Source organism: Streptomyces torulosus (assembly GCF_001419765.1).
Taxonomy (GTDB): Bacteria; Actinomycetota; Actinomycetes; order Streptomycetales; family Streptomycetaceae; genus Streptomyces; species Streptomyces torulosus.
In genome coordinates, this window is sequence record NZ_LIRK01000115.1 from 1 (window position 1) to 15,815 (window position 15,815).

A 15,815-nucleotide genomic window follows, 5' to 3' on the forward strand; every position below is an offset into this window, starting at 1 on the left:
CGGCTCGTCGAGCAGCAGCAGATCGTGCGCGCCTGTGACCAGGCGGGCGAGTTCGAGGCGGCGGCGCTGTCCGGTGGAGAGGTCCCGTACGGGCCGGGCCAGGTCGGCTTCGCGGAAGAGGCCCAGAGCGAGCAGCGCGTCGGCGCGGTCCTCCCCGAGGGCCGTGAGCAGTGGTCGGCTCGCTTCCTCGGGGGAGGTGGGCGCTGTTACCTGGCGCAGGAACCCGACCCGAGCGGGTCGCCGTACCGTCGCGCCCGGCTCCGGCGTCAACTCGCCCGCGAGGACCCGCAGGAGGGTGGACTTGCCCGCGCCGTTGGGGCCGGTCACCAGCAGCCGGCCTCCGGCCGGAACATGGAGCGAGTCCAGTACCAGGCGGCCTGGAACGCGCAGCTCCGCCACTTCCACCGCGCGGTCCGCCGCCCCCGCGATGTCCGCCGAGAACCGTAGCGGCTCAGGAGGCGCGGACACCGGATTCTCGGTGAGCCGCTGCAACCGCTCGCGCGCGTTGCGGATGCGGCTCATGGCGCCGTGGGCCCGCGAGCGGGCCCTGAACGCGCCCGCGCCGCTGAACGCCCACGGCCCCTTACGCGGGATCGCGTCGAGGCGTCCGATGTGGGAGTCGGCGAGCCGGGACTGGCGCGTCACCTCGGTACGCCACTCCTCGTACTCCCGGTGCTGTCGGGCGCGTTCGGCGGACTTGGCGGTGAGGTAGCCCGTGTAGCCGTCGCCGTAGCGGCGTACGGAGCACGTGGAGTGGTCGACCTCCAGAATCGCGTCGGTGACCCGGTCGAGGAACACCCGGTCGTGGGTGACGGCGACGAGTGTGCCCCGGTGGGCGCGGAGCCGCTCCTCCAGCCAGGCCACGGCCTCGTCGTCCAGGTCGTTGGTGGGCTCGTCGAGCAACAGCAACTCGGGGGCCGAGGCGAGCGTCGCGGCCAGGGCGAGGCGGGAGCGTTGGCCGCCGGAGAGCGTGCCGAGCCGCCGCGTACGGTCCAGCCCGGTCGGCTCACCGAGGTGACGCAGGGCAACGTCGACCCGGCGGTCCGCGTCGTATCCGCCGCGTGCCTCGAATTCCGCCTCGATCGCGGCGTACCGGTCGTACGCGGCCGGGTCGGCCCCGTCGAGCGCGGCACCGGCCGCTCGCATCCGTTGTTCCAGGGCGCGCAGTTCGGCCAGCGCCAGATCGACGGCGTCACCGACGCACGCCGTGTCAGGCAGATCGAGGGCCTGCGCCAAATGCCCTCTACCGCCGGGGGCGATGACGCTGACCTCTCCGTTGTCGGGCTGTACGGCGCCGGAGAGCAGCCGTAGCAGTGTGGACTTGCCGGAGCCGTTGTCCCCGATGACCCCCACCTTCTCCCCGGGCCGGACGGAGAAGGACACGCGGTCCAGGACCGGGTGATGGCCGTAGCGCTTGCTGACATCAGTGACGGTGAGCTGGGAGACGGCAGTACGGACCGAGGGTGCCGCGGGAGCACGGAACAAGTGGTGTCCTCTTTCCTGGATGACATAGATAGAGACGAGACGTCTCGTCTTGTATCTGCCACACCGTAACCCTCGTGCGTCATTTAGGCAAGACGCTGCGTCTCGCCAACCGGTGCGGATGACCGGCCACCAGGCGGCGTCCGACGGACGACGCCCCTCCTGCTGATCGAGTGGCGCGGTCCCGCTCGACCGGGCCGGGGCTTGCCGCGCGCGCACCCCACTCTGCGGCCGATGATGGGAACACGGCCGAACACACGGAGCTGGTCATGACGGGTTGGCGGGTCCGGGACTACTCCCCGGACGATCTCGAGGGAGTCCTCCGTGTCGACGTGGAGAGCGGCACGACCGAAGAACCGGCCCTCTTCCCGCTCTCGGACGCCGTGACGGCCCTCCAGGCCCTCCACCCCGCTGTGGTGGCCACGGCGAACGACGTGGTCGTCGGCGCCGCGGTGAGCAGGGTGGAGGGTGACCGGGCGTGGATCCTGCGCATCTGCATGACACCTGCCTGGCGGCACCAGGGGCTGGGCAGCGCCCTGATCACGGCCCTTGAGCGACGGCTTTTCACCGACGGTGTCCGCGCGGTCCACGCCGCCCTGCCCGAGGGGGAGACCGGTGCCACCGCGCTGCGTAACTGCGAGTTCGGCACCCGATCGGGCCTGGTCCTCTTCGAGAAGCGCGGACCGGTGCCCCGGCAGGCGGCCGACATGCTCTCCTCGCTCGGAGCGGAGCTGCCGCCCGGCGGACTGTGGCAGAAGGTCGCGGGCATGCAGAAGGAGAAGCAGCTCATCGAGCGCCGTCTGGTCCTGCCACTGGCCCATCCCGGACTGGCCGCGGAGCACGGTGTGGAACTGCCGCGCGCGGTGATGCTGTTCGGTCCGCCCGGGACCGGCAAGAGCACCTTCGCGCACGCGATCGCCAGCCGCCTGGGATGGCCCTTCCTCGAGCTGTTCCCCGCGCGTCTGGCCGCCGAGTACGGCCTGGCGAGCGGGCTGAGCCGGCGCTTCGACGAGATATCCCGGCTCGACCACGTCCTGGTGTTCATCGATGAGGTCGAGGAGGTCGCCGGCGCACGTAGCGGCGCGGACGCGACCGCGGTCGGCGTCGTCAACGAGCTGCTCAAGGCGATCGTCCGGTTCCGCAGGCAGGACGGGCGGCTGCTCGTCTGCGCCACGAACAACGTGACCACGCTCGACTCCGCGTTCCTGCGGCACGGCCGCTTCGACTACGTACTGCCGCTCGGCCCTCCCGACCACCGCGCCAGGACCGCGCTGTGGGAGAGCTACCTGACACGAGCGGGCGCGAAGGCCGACAAAGAGGCGCTCGCGTCCGCCAGCGAAGGTTTCACACCGGCCGACATCGCCCACGTGGCACGAACCGTCTCCCAGGCCGGATTCGAGCGCACCTTCGATACCGGAACCCGCGTCCTCCCCTCCACGCACGACTACCTGGACACGATCCGCGACACGCAGCCCACGGTCAGCGCCACCGTGGCCCAGGAGTTCGCCGAACAGACGGAGCAGTACGCCCGCCTCTGACGTCCCCGCCCTGGAGGCGCGGACTTCTCGGCGCCTGTTCCATGCCGACAGCCTCGGCGTCCTCGGCCACCACCAGCACGTACCACCAGCACGCAGGCGATGGCCGCGGCGAAGCGGGAATCCCTCGCACGGTCGAGGAGGGGCCGTGGTGGAGGGCCGCACCACGTTTCGCTGCGCCGTGCGGACCGCGAAACGCCGAATGCCCGTAATGATCGTAATGCTTCGTAATGCTCGTAATGTGCACCAGATGTAGCATGAAAGCGGGTTGGCACACTCTCACGTGCGACCGGCCCGGAAGGGCGACCCCGGTGTGTATACGCCGGGGTCGTTGGCGCTTCATGGCCGGGCGGGACTTCGTGGTCGTCGCACCGTTCGAGGTCCGCCATGACGTGCCGAGCGGGTCGGGCCCGGACTGGTCCTGGGCGGCCGGGGACCGGAGCCGGTCAGCGCGCCGTATGCCGGGGGGAGCGCCAGATGGAGCGGGCCACCAGGTAGACCAGATCGGCGATGAGAAGCAGTACGCCGACGGACATCAGGTAGAGCGCACCGTCGATGGTCGCGCCGATGGCGACCAGAGCGATTCCGGCGACGAGCAGGGTCGGGAAGAGGACCATGACGGGACGCCTCCTGGGCGGGAACCACGGGATCTGCGCGGTCTCCCGGCTACGGAGGGACCTGAGAACCCTGGGGTCGGTAGGGCACATCGGTGAGGGCGACGACGAACGATGGCCGGCGCCCCCGCGAGCACGCCGATCGCGAAGCGGGTGCGGCGGGCAGCGTGCGGTTCGTTCGGTCCGCCGTATGCCAGGGCGTTCGGCTCCAGGAGGTCCAGGAGGAGGTCCAGGAGTCCTGGACGCCTCGCGCCGATGGCCCGTGCGGCTTCGGCCGGGGGCGTTCCTCAGGCGGTGCGTCGGGCGCGGTGGCGGACCTCCCGGAGTCGGACCTTCGAGGGGAGGCGGTCCAGGCCGGCCGAGTCCCGTGCCTGTGCGAGCGTTTCCCGGCTCAGTCGCCCCAGGGTCAGCGCTGGATCGGCGTGGGGCTCCAGCATCAGCCGTACGCGTGCGGTGGGAGCGGTACGTCGGCCCGCCAGCCGTACATGGGCCCGCGAGACCCCGTCCAGGGCCTGCGCCTCCTCCTCGATGACGCCTTCCAGGGTGCGGCCGTTGAGCCGGGACGCCTCACCGTCCTCGCTGTCGACGAGCACCTGGCCCAGGCGGTGTCCGCGTTGCGCGAGGAGCCACCACAGCAGCAGGACCAGCAGCACGGCGAGCACCGCGATGACGGTCGGCCACCACCAGCCCTCCTCCCGCCACCGGGTGCGTCCCTCGACGCCCAGCACCACGTCGCCCGGCCCGCGGAAGGGCCACCAGCCCGGCATCCCGAAGTCCCAGTGGCGCTGCAGGTCCAGCCCGCCCAGCAGTACGCCGCCGCCCAGGGCGAACAGTCCGAGGCCGAGAAGTCCCAGCAGCACCCGGTTCACTGTCTTGAGCATCAGGATCGCCTCAGTCCTTCCTCGGGCGCCGGACGCGCACGGTCAGCGTGGGGCGCCGGGCGAGACGCAAGGACGTCAGGGTTTCCCCGAGCGTGGCGTCCAGGTCCCTGCGGACCTCCTCGAGTTCGCGGAAATGTGCCCGTGCCCGGGCCTTGACCTTGCGGCGGCCGACAGCGACCTGCACCGACCGGACACCGGGTACCCGCATGGCCCGGTCACGCAGAATCAGGGCGGCCGCGCGGCGGTCGAGCCCGGCGCGGACCTCCTCCGTCCGGGGGATACCGGTGGGCCTGCGCATGGGGAGCAGCCTGCGCAGGCCCGGCGTGACCGCCAGCAGGAAGAGCCACAGGCCGAGGACCATCGCCACGGCGGCACCGACGATCATCCAGGTGTCGTCCAGTGGTCGTGTGGCCAGTTCGTCGGCGAGGCGCCGTCGCCAGCTCATCGCGGTCCGGCCTGCCCGCACCGCGACCACGTCGTACAGGAGCAGTCCGACGGCCGCGGCGCACAGCAGGGCCGCCAAGGCCGCGGGGAGCCGCCGCGCCGACCAGAATCGGCGCGATGGCCGGCCTGCTTCGTCCCTCGCCGTCTTCCCGTCCGCGCCCGTCTTCCCGTCCGCGCCCGTCTTCTCCTCCGGTCCCGGGCTGCCGTCGGCGGCGGACGGAGGCGTCGATCCGTCGGAAGGCGGAGCGGCCGGTCCGGAATGGAAGGGAGGGCCGCTGTCGCCGGTCGGCTGCCGCCAGGTGTTCGCGCTCATCTCACCCTCTCCTGGCCCGAGCGCCGCGCATGCACCGAGTGCAACCTCTCGACCGACACCACCAGGTCGGACACCTCCATGCCGGCCCAGGTCCTGAGCCGTTCGGTGACCTCCCGGCGCACCGCGGCGCACTGTGCCCCGATGTCGGACGGATAGCCGAGTTCGACGGTGATGTGCACCTGTGCCTCGCCGAGCACCGCCTGCCGTCCTGCGGCGGGCTCCGTGTCCCGCCCCTCGGTGTCCCGCCCCTGGGTGTCCCGCCCCTGGGTGTCCCGTCGCTGGGTCTCCCGTTCCGGGGCCCGTCGCACGGATGTGGTCACGTGCGGTGTCCTGCGGCCGGGTGGTACGTGGCCGGTCGACTCGGTGAACCGGCTCAGCGCCTCGCGCGCGACCCGGGCAGCGGTCTTCGCCACGACCCGGTCGGCGACGGTGATCGCGCCGCGCTCCCTGCGGGGGACGCCTGGACGCGGGCCTGCCTCACCGGTCACCGTCGCCAGTCTTCCCGGGCCCGTCGCCGGTCACCGCTGATCCGCTCCTGTCGGTCCCGGCGGCGGACGAAGTCGCCCGGTTCGAGATCACCTTCCATGAGCCGGCCGACCACGAGACCGACGACGCCCAGCCCCAGCACCAGCAGGAAAGCCCAGAAGTCACCGAAGTACGCGGCGAAACCCAGCGCCATTCCGGCCATCAAGCCCACCACGGCCCTGCTCATCACGCGCTCCTTCATTCAAGCGGGCTGCTCCGCCCCGGCTACTGGACCCGCTGCCGCTCTGCTTCTTCGTCCTCCTCGTCCGGCAGCTTCACGTCGCTGACCGAGATGTTGACTTCCACGACCTCTCGACCCGCCATGCGCTCCACGGCGGAGATCACGTTCTCCCGCACCTCACCGGCGACGTCCGTGATCGAGACGCCGTAGTCGACGACGATCTCCAGGTCGATGGCCGCCTGCTGCTCGCCGACCTCGACCTCGACGCCGCGAGTGACGGACTTGCCGCTGCCGGCGCCAGGCATCCGCTCCCGCATGGATCCCATCGAGCGCGCGAAGCCGCTGCCCAGGGCATGGACGCCGAGCACGTCCCGTGCCGCCATTCCGGCGATCTTCTCCACAACCACGTCGGCGATGGATGTCCGGCCGCGCGAACCGGGCGCACCACCGTGTCCTACGCCGGTGTTCTCCGTCATCGGGATGTTCCTCCGTCGTGAGACTCACACAGCACTCATGGATACAAGTATATTCGTTTTAGTAGCACTTGCCCTGATTTACGAATTCTGCGGCGAAGTGGGCTGGTGATCGGACAGGAAGCCTGAAGACACCGGACAGGAACAGCGGCCGCGGAAGAAGGAGGGTGAGAGGGCGGTGAGAACCGACACGTGGACGCAGGCGGTACGGAACCAGCTCGCTCTGGGCCGACTGCTGCCGCTCGGCGGGCCCGAGGACGGGGCATGGATCACCGAGCAGGCCGCCGTACGGGCCCTCGGGCACGCGGCCGCGGAGGTTCCCGGTGTCCGGCTCGGGGCCCTGCGCGTGGGGCCGGCACCGCTGGAGCCCGCGTCCCAACCGGCCGTCCCCCCACCTGCCAGCGCGCTATCGCCTGGCCCGCTCAGGATCGAGGCCGCCTTCACGGCATCCCTCGGGCAGCCGCTGCCCGAGGCCGCCGACCAGTTGAGGAGCGCGCTGCTCCACACGGCCTCCGAACGGCTCGGCCTGGCCACCGCGACAGCCGATCTGCGGATCTCGGATCTCCATGAGAGCCCGGATGAGAGCCCGAGGGCTGAGGAGGGCGCGAGGGCTGATGTTTCGCGGGCCGCGACGAGGGCCATGAGGCCGGCGCCGGAGGGCGCAGCCGCGCGCGGCTCGCGCCCGGTGACGGGAACGGGGCCCGGGCAGGGGCCGGCCGGGGAGATCGCGGATGTCGCGACGGGGGTTCCGGGCGTCGCCCGCCTCACCGCCGTGCTGGGAAGCCGTCCGGTCAGGGTGGATGACCATGTCGATCCGCCCCGCCGACACGTCGAGATCCACTTCGCGGTCGCCTCCGGACACCATCCACTGCACGTCGCCCGCGCCGTCCGGAAGGCCGTGGCCGCCGCGGCCGCCGGTGACGCGACGGGCCCGGTCACCGTCGCCGTCCTCATCACGGAGACATGGGTGTAGGTCCCCGTGCTCGACGAGCTGGGGGAGCTTGGCAGGTGCCGTCCACGGCCGTGGGGTGCTGAGGCGCCGACCGCCTCGCCGTCGCCCCGGCTCCGGCCCGCTCACCCCGCTCAGCCGAGCGGGGGGCGTCCCGTACGGGCCTCGGGGGCGCGCGTCACCGGTCGGCGTCGTTCCGCCGCGGAAAGGCGCGGATCGTTGCGGAAGCCCTGCCCCGGCACGGTGTGAGACCTCCCTTGCAGGGAACCCGTGCCCAGACAGGAGGTCTGCGCGGCTGCGGCCGGCGAAGCAGACGTCGTCCTCTCTCCGCGGTCGCGCGACGCGCTTCCCGCCGCGGAGAAGCGCCTTCCTCCCAGCGGCCCGGTCTCAGCGGTTCCCAAGGCGGCGCCGAGCCATCTGCCTCCTTCGGAGAAGAGCTTCATCATCATGAGCAGCACCACGACGGCCGGCCTCCCGTTCTCGAAGGCGTCCGGCAGTGACTTCGCCCGATTGTCGAGAAAGATCGCCGATGCCGGCCTGCTGGGACGCCGCCCCGGCTACTACGCACTGCGGATCGCCGCGGTGGCCGGGCTCTACGTCAGTGGGTGGGCCGCCGTCGCGCTCGTCGGCGACAGTTGGTGGACCCTGGCGGTCGCCGCCTTCCTGGCCGTGGTCTTCGGCCAGGTCGCCCTGCTCGCCCATGACGCGGCCCATCGCCAGGTGTTCCGCCTGCGCCGGGCCAGCGAGGTGTCCGGACGGATCGCCGGTACCGGGATCGGGATGGGCTACGGGTGGTGGCAGGACAAGCACACCCGTCACCACGCCAACCCCAACCATGACGAACTCGACCCCGACCTCGACCCCGACCTGCTGGTCTGGTCCCAGGAGCAGGCCCGGGCCGCCAGGGGGCTCCCCCGTCTGATCGGCCGCTGGCAGGCGTTCCTGTTCTTCCCGCTGCTCACGCTGGAGGGCTTCAACCTGCACGTGTCGAGCGTGAAGGCGCTGGCCAATCGCTCGCTCAAGCACCGGACACTCGACGGCGCCCTGCTGTTCGCGCACTTCGCGGTCTATCTGACCGTGCTGCTGTGGCTGCTGCCGCCCACCATGGCGATCGCCTTCATCGCCGTCCACCAGGGCCTGTTCGGCCTCTACCTCGGCTCCCTCTTCGCGCCCAACCACAAGGGCATGCCGATCCTGACCGGCAAGGACCGCCCGGACTTCCTCCGCCGCCAGGTGCTCACCTCACGCAACGTGCGCGGCGGCCTGTTCACGGACATCGCACTGGGCGGGCTGAACCACCAGATCGAGCACCACCTCTTCCCCAGCATGCCCAGCCCCAACCTGCGCCGGGCCCGGGCCATCGTGCGGCGCCACTGCCAGGAACTGGACGTCGACTACGCGGAGACCGGGCTGCTCACCTCCTACCGGCTGGCCCTCGCCAGTCTCCACCAGGCGGGAGCACCGCTGCGGCACGCGCGCGTCCCTGCCTAGGGCCCTGACCGGTAAAGGTTTGCCGGACCCGCCGCTCGCCGCTCGCCCCACGGCGAGCGGCGTGCGGCGTGCGGCGTGCGGCGTGCGGCGTGCGGCGTGCGGCGTGCGGTGCATCGCACGACGGAGCCGGGCCCGGCGGCGGTCGTCAGTCGGGGCGCTGGGTGCGGTTCTCGTGGGCGAGGCCGTCCGGGTGGGCAGCCGTGTGGGGTCCGAGGGGAAGGACCATGGCCCTCAGCGGCACTGGGGCCGACAGCCGGTGAACGGTGGGATCCGACTGACGGTGGACCGCCCCGATGTCCTGCCATCCCCACGACAGGAAGGCGTCGCGGGCCGGAGCGTCGGCCGGGTCGACCAGGGTCGCCCCGAGCGAGGCGTGATTGTCGCCGAGCAGGCGTTGCTGAAGCCGGCGGGCGAGGTCGCCGTCGCCGCAGTGGGGGTGCACCAGGATCTCGGTGATCGCGAAGACGTGTCCGGACGCGGTGAGTTGTTCGACGCCCTGGGGAAGGTTCCCGTCGAACCCCCTCCACCAGGTCCCTTCGCGCGGTACGGGGAATCCGTAGGCGCACCCGGCGAAGGCCGTGTCCTCCGCGATCAGGAGGGCGAATCCGGGCCGCCTGATGTCGCCGGTCAGACGCCGCAGAAACGCCTCCCGGCTCCGGTACTCCCGGCCCGCCCGCGCACGGGACGACTCCACGTACAGGTCCGCCAGGTCCTCCCGCAGAGTCTCGGCCTGCCAGCGGTTCAGTCGCCGCAGACGTACCGCGTGATCGGGAGTCGCCGTGCCCGCCGCACCCCGCTGCGGCTCCCGGCGGGCAGGGGCGGTCACAGCGCACCGCCCGCGACGGTCGGCGCCCGGCGGGGTGGGGCCGGCCGGACCGCATGGTGTGCGTCGAGGAGGAAACCGGAGCCGGTCAACTCGATGAGGCGGGCCATCGCCCGGGGCGGATGGTGCAGCCGGAGGATCGTTCCGGTGCCGGTGCCGGCGCCGGCGCCGAGCCGGGATGCCGTGAGGAACGCGTTGAGTCCACTGACGTCGCAGAAGGTGACCGCCGTGAGATCGACATCGATGCTGAGGACGCCGTCGCGCAGGCATCCGGCCAGTGCGGCGTACACGAGCGGGACGGTGGCCAGGTCGATCTCTCCCGAGAAGGTGACGAGCGCGCGGGTGGTGCGGTCGTGCCGGTGGACGTCCAACTGGGGCAGGGGCATGGTTCCCTCGGTTCTCGGCATACGTCGGTGGTTACGCGTGGCAGGGCCGGGGCCCGGCCACGCGCGGTGTGCCGCCGGTACGGGGGTGTGGGTGCGGTGACGTGTGATTCGACCGTTCCGTTCAGGCCGGTCGGCGAGAGCGTCGGCGAATCGGACGTCCGGGGATGCGCCGTGGAACGCCCCGGACGGAGGGTGCGCGCCCGGTGGGCATCGTGACCTGGAAGGGTTCCGTCCCGGGCACCGGACGGCGGTGTCGAACGTCTCGTCGTCCCCCCGGCCGCCTCTGCCCCGCCGCCTCAACCGCGGTGCCCTGCCGGGGAGTCCGGGGGCGCGGGTCACATTGGCCGCTTCGGCCGGTTCCGAGGGGGCCTTGCGGCCCAGCCGGTTCTTGGGGCCCAGCCGGTTCTTGGGACCTTGCGGCGTCGACGCCGCCTTCGGCGGTTTCGCCGCGCTGTCCCCGGCGTACGCGCACTTGCCGCTCAGCCGGTTCCGATGGGCGTGCGGCCTATGAGCGCATGCGGTCCGGGCGGTCCGGCCGGGGGCTCACGCAGCTCCCTCACGGGTGCGACGCCGGAGGCGGAGGCCGAGCCGTCCACGTCCGGCGTCACGCTGACGGCCCGTGCCGGTCGTCCCCGCCCGGTCACGGGCCTTCCGCGGAGCCGACGGTGGCGGTCCCGCGACAGGCGTCCTGGAGCGACCGTAGTGGAAGGCGGCGATACGGGCGCTGTGCTGTGAGTTGAGCCGGAGGATGAGGAACGCGCCGAAGGCGATCATCGCGATGATCACGATCACGGTCAGGAATGTCTCCACGGTTCTCACCTTCCCATCACTGATGCGGCATCGCTGCGGTCATGGCGGCGCTCTTGGTGGTCACAGCGGTCACGGTCGGGACGCGCGGCCGTTCGGCCTGGGCGGCCCGGGGGTCGGCCTCACGTCCCCCTTCGGAGTCCCAGATCGCCTCCCCGGCCCGGTCGGTCTCCGCCACCGTCCGCAGGCGACGCGCCTCCTCCTCCATCAACCGGCTCGCGGTCGACGTGCCCAGGGGGTCGCACGCGGCGGCCATCAGCCGGGCTGCCGATGCGGCGGGCGTCTGCGGCGGGATCACCAGGAGGTTCCAGCGGCCCACATGGTAGGAGAGCAACAACAGTTCGTGCGGGTCCTGCTCCGGCCGGAACCAGCCCACTTTCACCACGTGCCCCGCGACGGGCACCTTGCGCGGGACGACCGGCCAGTGGACGGGATTCACCGTCACCCGGGTGATCCGCCCCCACAGCGGGTCCAGTACGGCCGTCAGGGGGAGGAGTTCCGCCCCTAGATCGCGGGAGCGGGGCCACCAGGCCCCGTCGAGCAGAGCCGGCGCGGCCCCGACGGGGGCCAGCGACAAGCGGGGCGACGACGAGGAGAACGACGACGAGGAGAAACGGTCAGCGGCTTCGGCTGTCGGCGGGTGGGAAATGGTCACGGTCATGGCGCGAACCCTGCCCCGGGCCGACCACGACCGGCCCGGTGTATTCGATCGCCGAAAACGACACGAGCCTGAAAGCCGGTGTGCGAAATATCCTCGGTAGTTTCGAGCGTACTCCTCGAACAAGCCCCACGGACCAGCCACCGCCCGACGGAAGACCCGGTCCCCTAGGGGAGACCCGGTCCCGCAGGCCACTCCCCCGAATCCCCGGAACCGTTGTTCACGGGGCCACGGACACGGCGAACATCACCCCGCGAGCGGCTGGCGGCACTTGCCGACGAATCGGCCATGGCCACCGTCCGGACCGGACTTCCCACCCCCCACCGGCTGGTCTTCGTCCCCCTTGACGACGCGGTCCTCGGGCCGAACTACGTCCGGGGCGCCGCCCCCGGCTCGGTCTGTTCAGGCAACGTGACGGCCCTCGGGGCGTTTTCCCCGCCGGAGCCAGGGACGGGATCGCCGGCCTCTGCCGAGCCCTGGACTCCTGGCAGATCGTCCGGCCCCGCTTGTGGGCGCTGATCGAGCCGCTGCTGCCTCCCTGGCCCGAGCGGGCGTCGGGAATGCCCGGCCGACGCGCCTTGTGTCGGGCCCAGGGGCGTGCGGGCCGGAGGTGTTGTCGGTCGAAGGTGCGGATCGTGTCCGTGGCCTCAGGCCTCAGGTCACGCCGAGGAAGCGTAGAACGGCGAGTACCCGGCGGTGGTCCGCGTCGGTCTTCGGCAGGTCGAGCTTGGCCAGGATGCTGTTGATGTGTTTGGCCACCGCGCTCTCGCTCACGACGAGCTGCGCGGCTATTCCGGCGTTGGACCGTCCGCCCGCCATCAGCTCCAGGACCTCGCGTTCTCGGGGGGTGAGCCGGTCCAGCGGGTCACTGTGGCGGCGTACCAGCAGTTGGGAGACGACCTGCGGGTCCAGTACGGTGCCGCCCTTGGCCACCTGCCGCAGTGAGTCGGCGAACTCCTCGACGTCCGCGACCCGTTGCTTGAGCAGGTAGCCGATCCCCGACGTGTGGGCGGAGAGGAGGTCGGCCGCGTACCGCTCCTCCACGTACTGCGAGAGCAGCAGTACCGCCGTCCCGGGCCACTGCTGCCTGATGACCAGCGCGGCGCGCACTCCCTCGTCCGTGAAGCCGGGCGGCATCCGGACGTCCACCACCGCGATGGCCGGCCGGTGTTCCTCCACCGCCGCCAACAACGCCTCGGCGTCGGCCACTTCGGCGGCCACCTCGAACCCGGCCATCTCCAGGACCTTGACCACGCCGATCCGGAGCAGGACGGAATCCTCGGCGATCACGGCACGCACGGCAACTCCACGGTCAGGACGGTCGGGCCCCCGACGGGACTGTCGACCGACAGCCTGCCATCGACCGACGCGACCCGCTTGGCCAGCCCGGCCAGCCCGGTGCCGCCGACGGGTTCGGCGCCGCCCACGCCGTCGTCGCTGACGACGAGGACCAGGGTCGCGCCGAGGCACTCCACCGTGACCTCGGCCCGGGACGCCTGCGCGTGCTTCACCACGTTCGTCAGCGCTTCGGAGACGGTGAAGTACGCGACCGCCTCGACCGCGGGCGCCGGGCGCGACGGCAGGTTCACCGTCACCCCCACCGGGAGGGGAGCCCGGGCCGCGATGCCCGAGATCGCGGCGTCGAGGCCGCGGTCCTCCAGTACGGCCGGGTGCAGCCCGCGCACCAGATCGTTCAGCTCCTCCATCGCCTCCTTCGCCTCCCGGTGCGCCTCGTCGATGACGCGACGGGCGTCCTCGGGCAGATCACCGAGCGTCGCCTTGGCCAGCCCGAGGTTGACCGCCAGGGAGACCAGCCGCTGCTGGGCGCCGTCGTGCAGATCGCGTTCGATACGCCGCCGTTCGGCGTCGACCGTGTCCACCAGGCCCGCCCGGCTCTCGGCCAGGTCCTCCACACGGCGCGCCAACTGCTCCTCACGGCTGGGCCCGAGCCGGAGCGTGGCGGTGCGGGTGTCGAGCCGGGCGAGGGCTCGGGACAGCCAGGACGCCGCGCAGAGCAGGGCGATTCCGGCGACGGTGATGTAGGCGGCCAGGACGGTGTAGCCGACTTGGCCGAGGCGCGACTCCGGCGGAACGAGCCAGATCCACACATAGATCGAGGCGGCCACGGCGGACGCGGCCCACATCAGGAGGACGAAGACCGCTGCCAGGGCCAGGAGCGGCCCGAACAGCAGGTGGTAGCCGAGCTGCCGCCGGGCCGCCGGGGAACGCAGCCACTCGGGCAGCGAGGGGCGGGAGCCCTCGTACGGCGAAGGGATGTGCACACCGAGACGGGCACGGAAGCGGCCGCGCTGCGCCTCGGTCAACGACGGCCCGGCCGACACGAGGGCGGCGAGCGGGACGAGAACCGCGAGGAGGGTCGCCGCCCATGTCTCCGGGACGAGGAAGATCCATGGCAGAGCCATGACGACCAGGGCGGCGAGCTGGATCAGGGCCCCGGTGGCGAGGAAAGCGACCGGACGTCCGGCGCCTTGGAACGGCCACAGGATCACGCGCCGCAGGCGGGCGGTTGTGTGCATGAGGGAACGGTAAGTGCCGAGGTCAGCGGTGGTCCATGGCGTAATCGCCCGTCTTGGAGGTGTAGTTGGTGCCACCCCTGGACGGACACCTGCGTTACTGACTGTGATCGCCCTGCGGTCGAGGCTGGAGGGCATGGAGGAGAACCCTGAACGCGAGGAGTCCGCATGCGAGGAGTCCGAGCCGATGAGCGCGCTGATCACCCGTCAACCACCCGGTGTCGAGGGCGGGTCGACCCTGCGGCGGGTGCGCCGCTGGTGCCGGGTGGAGCACGTCCTCCTCGTCAGCGGGCTGGCTCTGCTGCCCTGGCTGGTCGTGTTGGCCCACGGGCTGCCCACGGCGGCCGTCGCCTCGAACTGGCGCACGGTGTGGATCGGCCTGGACGCCGCGGAGGCCGTGGCCCTGATCACCACGGGACTGCTGGCCGTACAAGGCCACCGCCTGCACACGCTCACGGCCACCGCCGCCGCCACGCTGCTGGTGGTCGACGCCTGGTTCGACGCGATGACGGCGGCACCGGGCGCGGATCAGGTCGCGGCGGCGGCGATGGCGCTCGGCGCGGAGCTGCCGCTGGCGGTGGTGTGCGCCGTACTGGCGGCAAGGGGGCACACCCGCCCCACGGACGCCTGACGCACGGACTGACCCGCCGTCCTCCCCGGTCCGTGTTGCGGAACCGCCCCGGTGGGCGCGGCGCCGCCGCGTGGAGTGCCGGAGCGTCCTACGGTGAGCCGGTGCGACTTGTGCCCAGGTGGGCCCTGCTCCCGTCGGTGAGCGCACCCGTCCTGCTGATCGGCGGCTGGACGGTCGCGGCACTCCTGGAGGGGCCCGCCTACGACCCTGCCAGGCAGACGATCAGCGTCCTGGCCGCCTACGGGGCACCGGGATTCTGGGTGATGACCGGGGCGCTGCTCGCCCTGGGTCTGTGCCATCTGCTGACCGCCTGGGGGCTGCGTGCGGCCGCGCTCGCCGGACGGGTGGCGCTGGGCGGCGGTGGAGTGTCGGCGTTCGTGGTGGCTCTGCTCCCGGCGCCGAGCAGTGGGGGCTCCCTGCACCACGGTTCAGCCACCGTGGTCGGCTTCGCGCTCCTGGCGGTCTGGCCCGTTCTGGCCGCCGATCGCAGCGGAGCGGCACCGTGGGGACTGCGTCCCGTGCCCTCCTTCGCGGCTACCGCCGCGATGGGCGCCGGAGCGGTCTGGTTCGTGATCGAGACGAACGATCACGGGGCCGCCGGTGTCGCTGAACGCTTCGTGACGTCCTTCCAGTCGCTGTGGCCCTTCATGGTCGTGGTCTCCTGCCTGTGTCATCCCGGCTCGCGGCCGGACCGAGACGACCCTGAGGCGACCGGGTCACGCCGGTGACGGCCGCCGAGCCGGTCAAGGGCTCCGGCTGGAGGCCCAGCCCGTGGCCCGGTCAGTGTCCGGGAGCGGGCCCCCTTGGGAGGCCCAGATCATGAGGGTGCGGGCGTCGTTCCTGGTCGTCTGCCGCAGGACGCGGGCGTACGCGTCTCTTTCCCAGGGCGTGGACGAGTCGGGTCTCGCAGTCGTCGCGGAGGGAGGCCGTCTCCGGGGTGCCGCGTTGCGGGTGGCCGACGCGCTCCCAGAAGCGGAGCGCCGCGCCGAAGGCGTGGGCGGCCGCACATGAGCGGGTCCCGGGCGCGCGGTCAGCAGCCCTCGGGTGGCCACGTCGCCGGCACGGCGGGCGACGTGGCCACCCGAGGG

Annotated in this window: 18 protein-coding genes and 1 pseudogene; 6 read left to right on the forward strand and 13 right to left on the reverse strand. The window is 72.0% G+C overall.

The genetic code is table 11. From position 1 onward, the window contains the following. The coding region (locus AOK23_RS08800) for an ABC-F family ATP-binding cassette domain-containing protein (RefSeq protein WP_055712191.1) at window positions 1-1,485 on the reverse strand (1,485 nt) is incomplete at its 3' end. Window positions 1,486-1,751: 266 nt separating this feature from the next. Here AOK23_RS08800 and AOK23_RS08805 point away from each other — a divergent pair. After that, complete coding sequence (locus AOK23_RS08805; RefSeq protein WP_055712192.1) at window positions 1,752-3,020, forward strand: ATP-binding protein; 1,269 nt, start codon at window positions 1,752-1,754, stop codon at window positions 3,018-3,020. Between the two features lie 443 nt (window positions 3,021-3,463). Here AOK23_RS08805 and AOK23_RS48385 read toward each other — a convergent pair whose 3' ends face one another. The 6 genes from AOK23_RS48385 to AOK23_RS08830 all read right to left on the reverse strand — a co-directional run bounded on the left by AOK23_RS48385 (window position 3,464) and on the right by AOK23_RS08830 (window position 6,451). Beyond that, window positions 3,464-3,634 carry a hypothetical protein gene (locus tag AOK23_RS48385; protein WP_169800285.1) on the reverse strand — a complete coding sequence of 57 codons (171 nt, stop codon included), beginning with the start codon at window positions 3,632-3,634 and terminating at the stop codon, window positions 3,464-3,466. Between the two features lie 284 nt (window positions 3,635-3,918). Then, on the reverse strand, window positions 3,919-4,512 hold the full coding sequence (gene amaP, locus AOK23_RS08810; RefSeq protein ID WP_055712193.1) for an alkaline shock response membrane anchor protein AmaP: 594 nt from the start codon (window positions 4,510-4,512) through the stop codon (window positions 3,919-3,921). A 10-nt stretch (window positions 4,513-4,522) separates the two neighbouring features. Then, window positions 4,523-5,269, reverse strand: a complete 747-nt coding sequence (locus AOK23_RS08815) for a DUF6286 domain-containing protein (protein ID WP_055712194.1) — start codon at window positions 5,267-5,269, stop codon at window positions 4,523-4,525. Then, complete coding sequence (locus AOK23_RS08820) at window positions 5,266-5,757, reverse strand: hypothetical protein (RefSeq protein ID WP_055712195.1); 492 nt, start codon at window positions 5,755-5,757, stop codon at window positions 5,266-5,268. Before AOK23_RS08820 ends, AOK23_RS08815 begins: the two co-directional genes overlap by 4 nt. Continuing rightward, entirely contained in the window at window positions 5,754-5,981 is a 228-nt protein-coding gene (locus tag AOK23_RS08825; protein ID WP_055712205.1) for a hypothetical protein, read from the reverse strand. Before AOK23_RS08825 ends, AOK23_RS08820 begins: the two co-directional genes overlap by 4 nt. Before the next feature lie 38 nt (window positions 5,982-6,019). Then, a complete protein-coding gene (locus AOK23_RS08830; RefSeq protein ID WP_055712196.1) occupies window positions 6,020-6,451 on the reverse strand; it encodes an Asp23/Gls24 family envelope stress response protein in 432 nt (143 codons plus the stop codon). A 175-nt stretch (window positions 6,452-6,626) separates the two neighbouring features. Here AOK23_RS08830 and AOK23_RS08835 point away from each other — a divergent pair, with 175 nt between their 5' ends. Together AOK23_RS08835 and AOK23_RS08840 are read left to right on the forward strand one after the other, a co-directional pair. Continuing rightward, window positions 6,627-7,421, forward strand: coding sequence for a hypothetical protein (locus tag AOK23_RS08835; protein ID WP_055712197.1), 795 nt, complete (start codon window positions 6,627-6,629; stop codon window positions 7,419-7,421). A 423-nt stretch (window positions 7,422-7,844) separates the two neighbouring features. After that, window positions 7,845-8,888, forward strand: a complete 1,044-nt coding sequence (locus tag AOK23_RS08840; protein ID WP_055712198.1) for a fatty acid desaturase family protein — start codon at window positions 7,845-7,847, stop codon at window positions 8,886-8,888. A 145-nt stretch (window positions 8,889-9,033) separates the two neighbouring features. Here AOK23_RS08840 and AOK23_RS08845 read toward each other — a convergent pair whose 3' ends face one another. From AOK23_RS08845 to AOK23_RS08860, 4 genes are all read right to left on the reverse strand, one after another. Next, window positions 9,034-9,714: a hypothetical protein gene (locus AOK23_RS08845; protein ID WP_206336155.1), complete on the reverse strand. Its 681-nt coding sequence runs from the start codon at window positions 9,712-9,714 to the stop codon at window positions 9,034-9,036. Further along, window positions 9,711-10,118 (reverse strand): STAS domain-containing protein, encoded by a 408-nt coding sequence (locus AOK23_RS08850; RefSeq protein ID WP_420823693.1) that lies wholly within the window; start codon window positions 10,116-10,118, stop codon window positions 9,711-9,713. Before AOK23_RS08850 ends, AOK23_RS08845 begins: the two co-directional genes overlap by 4 nt. Window positions 10,119-10,640: 522 nt before the next feature. Then, window positions 10,641-10,907 (reverse strand): hypothetical protein, encoded by a 267-nt coding sequence (locus AOK23_RS08855; RefSeq protein WP_107102758.1) that lies wholly within the window; start codon window positions 10,905-10,907, stop codon window positions 10,641-10,643. A gap of 16 nt (window positions 10,908-10,923) precedes the next feature. After that, window positions 10,924-11,565 (reverse strand): DUF5994 family protein, encoded by a 642-nt coding sequence (locus AOK23_RS08860; protein WP_055712200.1) that lies wholly within the window; start codon window positions 11,563-11,565, stop codon window positions 10,924-10,926. Between the two features lie 273 nt (window positions 11,566-11,838). Here AOK23_RS08860 and AOK23_RS49565 point away from each other — a divergent pair. Beyond that, window positions 11,839-11,940, forward strand: a pseudogene (locus AOK23_RS49565) (PRC-barrel domain containing protein); the annotation flags it as partial. 276 nt (window positions 11,941-12,216) lie between these two features. On the opposite strand, the gene AOK23_RS08865 reads toward AOK23_RS49565, so the two are convergent. Both AOK23_RS08865 and AOK23_RS08870 read right to left on the reverse strand, forming a co-directional pair. After that, window positions 12,217-12,861, reverse strand: coding sequence for a response regulator transcription factor (locus tag AOK23_RS08865; RefSeq protein WP_055712201.1), 645 nt, complete (start codon window positions 12,859-12,861; stop codon window positions 12,217-12,219). Then, window positions 12,849-14,099 carry a sensor histidine kinase gene (locus AOK23_RS08870; protein WP_055712202.1) on the reverse strand — a complete coding sequence of 417 codons (1,251 nt, stop codon included), beginning with the start codon at window positions 14,097-14,099 and terminating at the stop codon, window positions 12,849-12,851. Before AOK23_RS08870 ends, AOK23_RS08865 begins: the two co-directional genes overlap by 13 nt. A 133-nt stretch (window positions 14,100-14,232) precedes the next feature. On the opposite strand from AOK23_RS08870, the gene AOK23_RS08875 reads away from it, so the two are divergent. Both AOK23_RS08875 and AOK23_RS08880 read left to right on the forward strand, forming a co-directional pair. Continuing rightward, window positions 14,233-14,727 (forward strand): hypothetical protein, encoded by a 495-nt coding sequence (locus tag AOK23_RS08875; protein ID WP_240496318.1) that lies wholly within the window; start codon window positions 14,233-14,235, stop codon window positions 14,725-14,727. Window positions 14,728-14,828: 101 nt separating this feature from the next. Then, on the forward strand, window positions 14,829-15,455 hold the full coding sequence (locus AOK23_RS08880; protein WP_055712203.1) for a DUF998 domain-containing protein: 627 nt from the start codon (window positions 14,829-14,831) through the stop codon (window positions 15,453-15,455). Window positions 15,456-15,815: the final 360 nt, after the last annotated feature.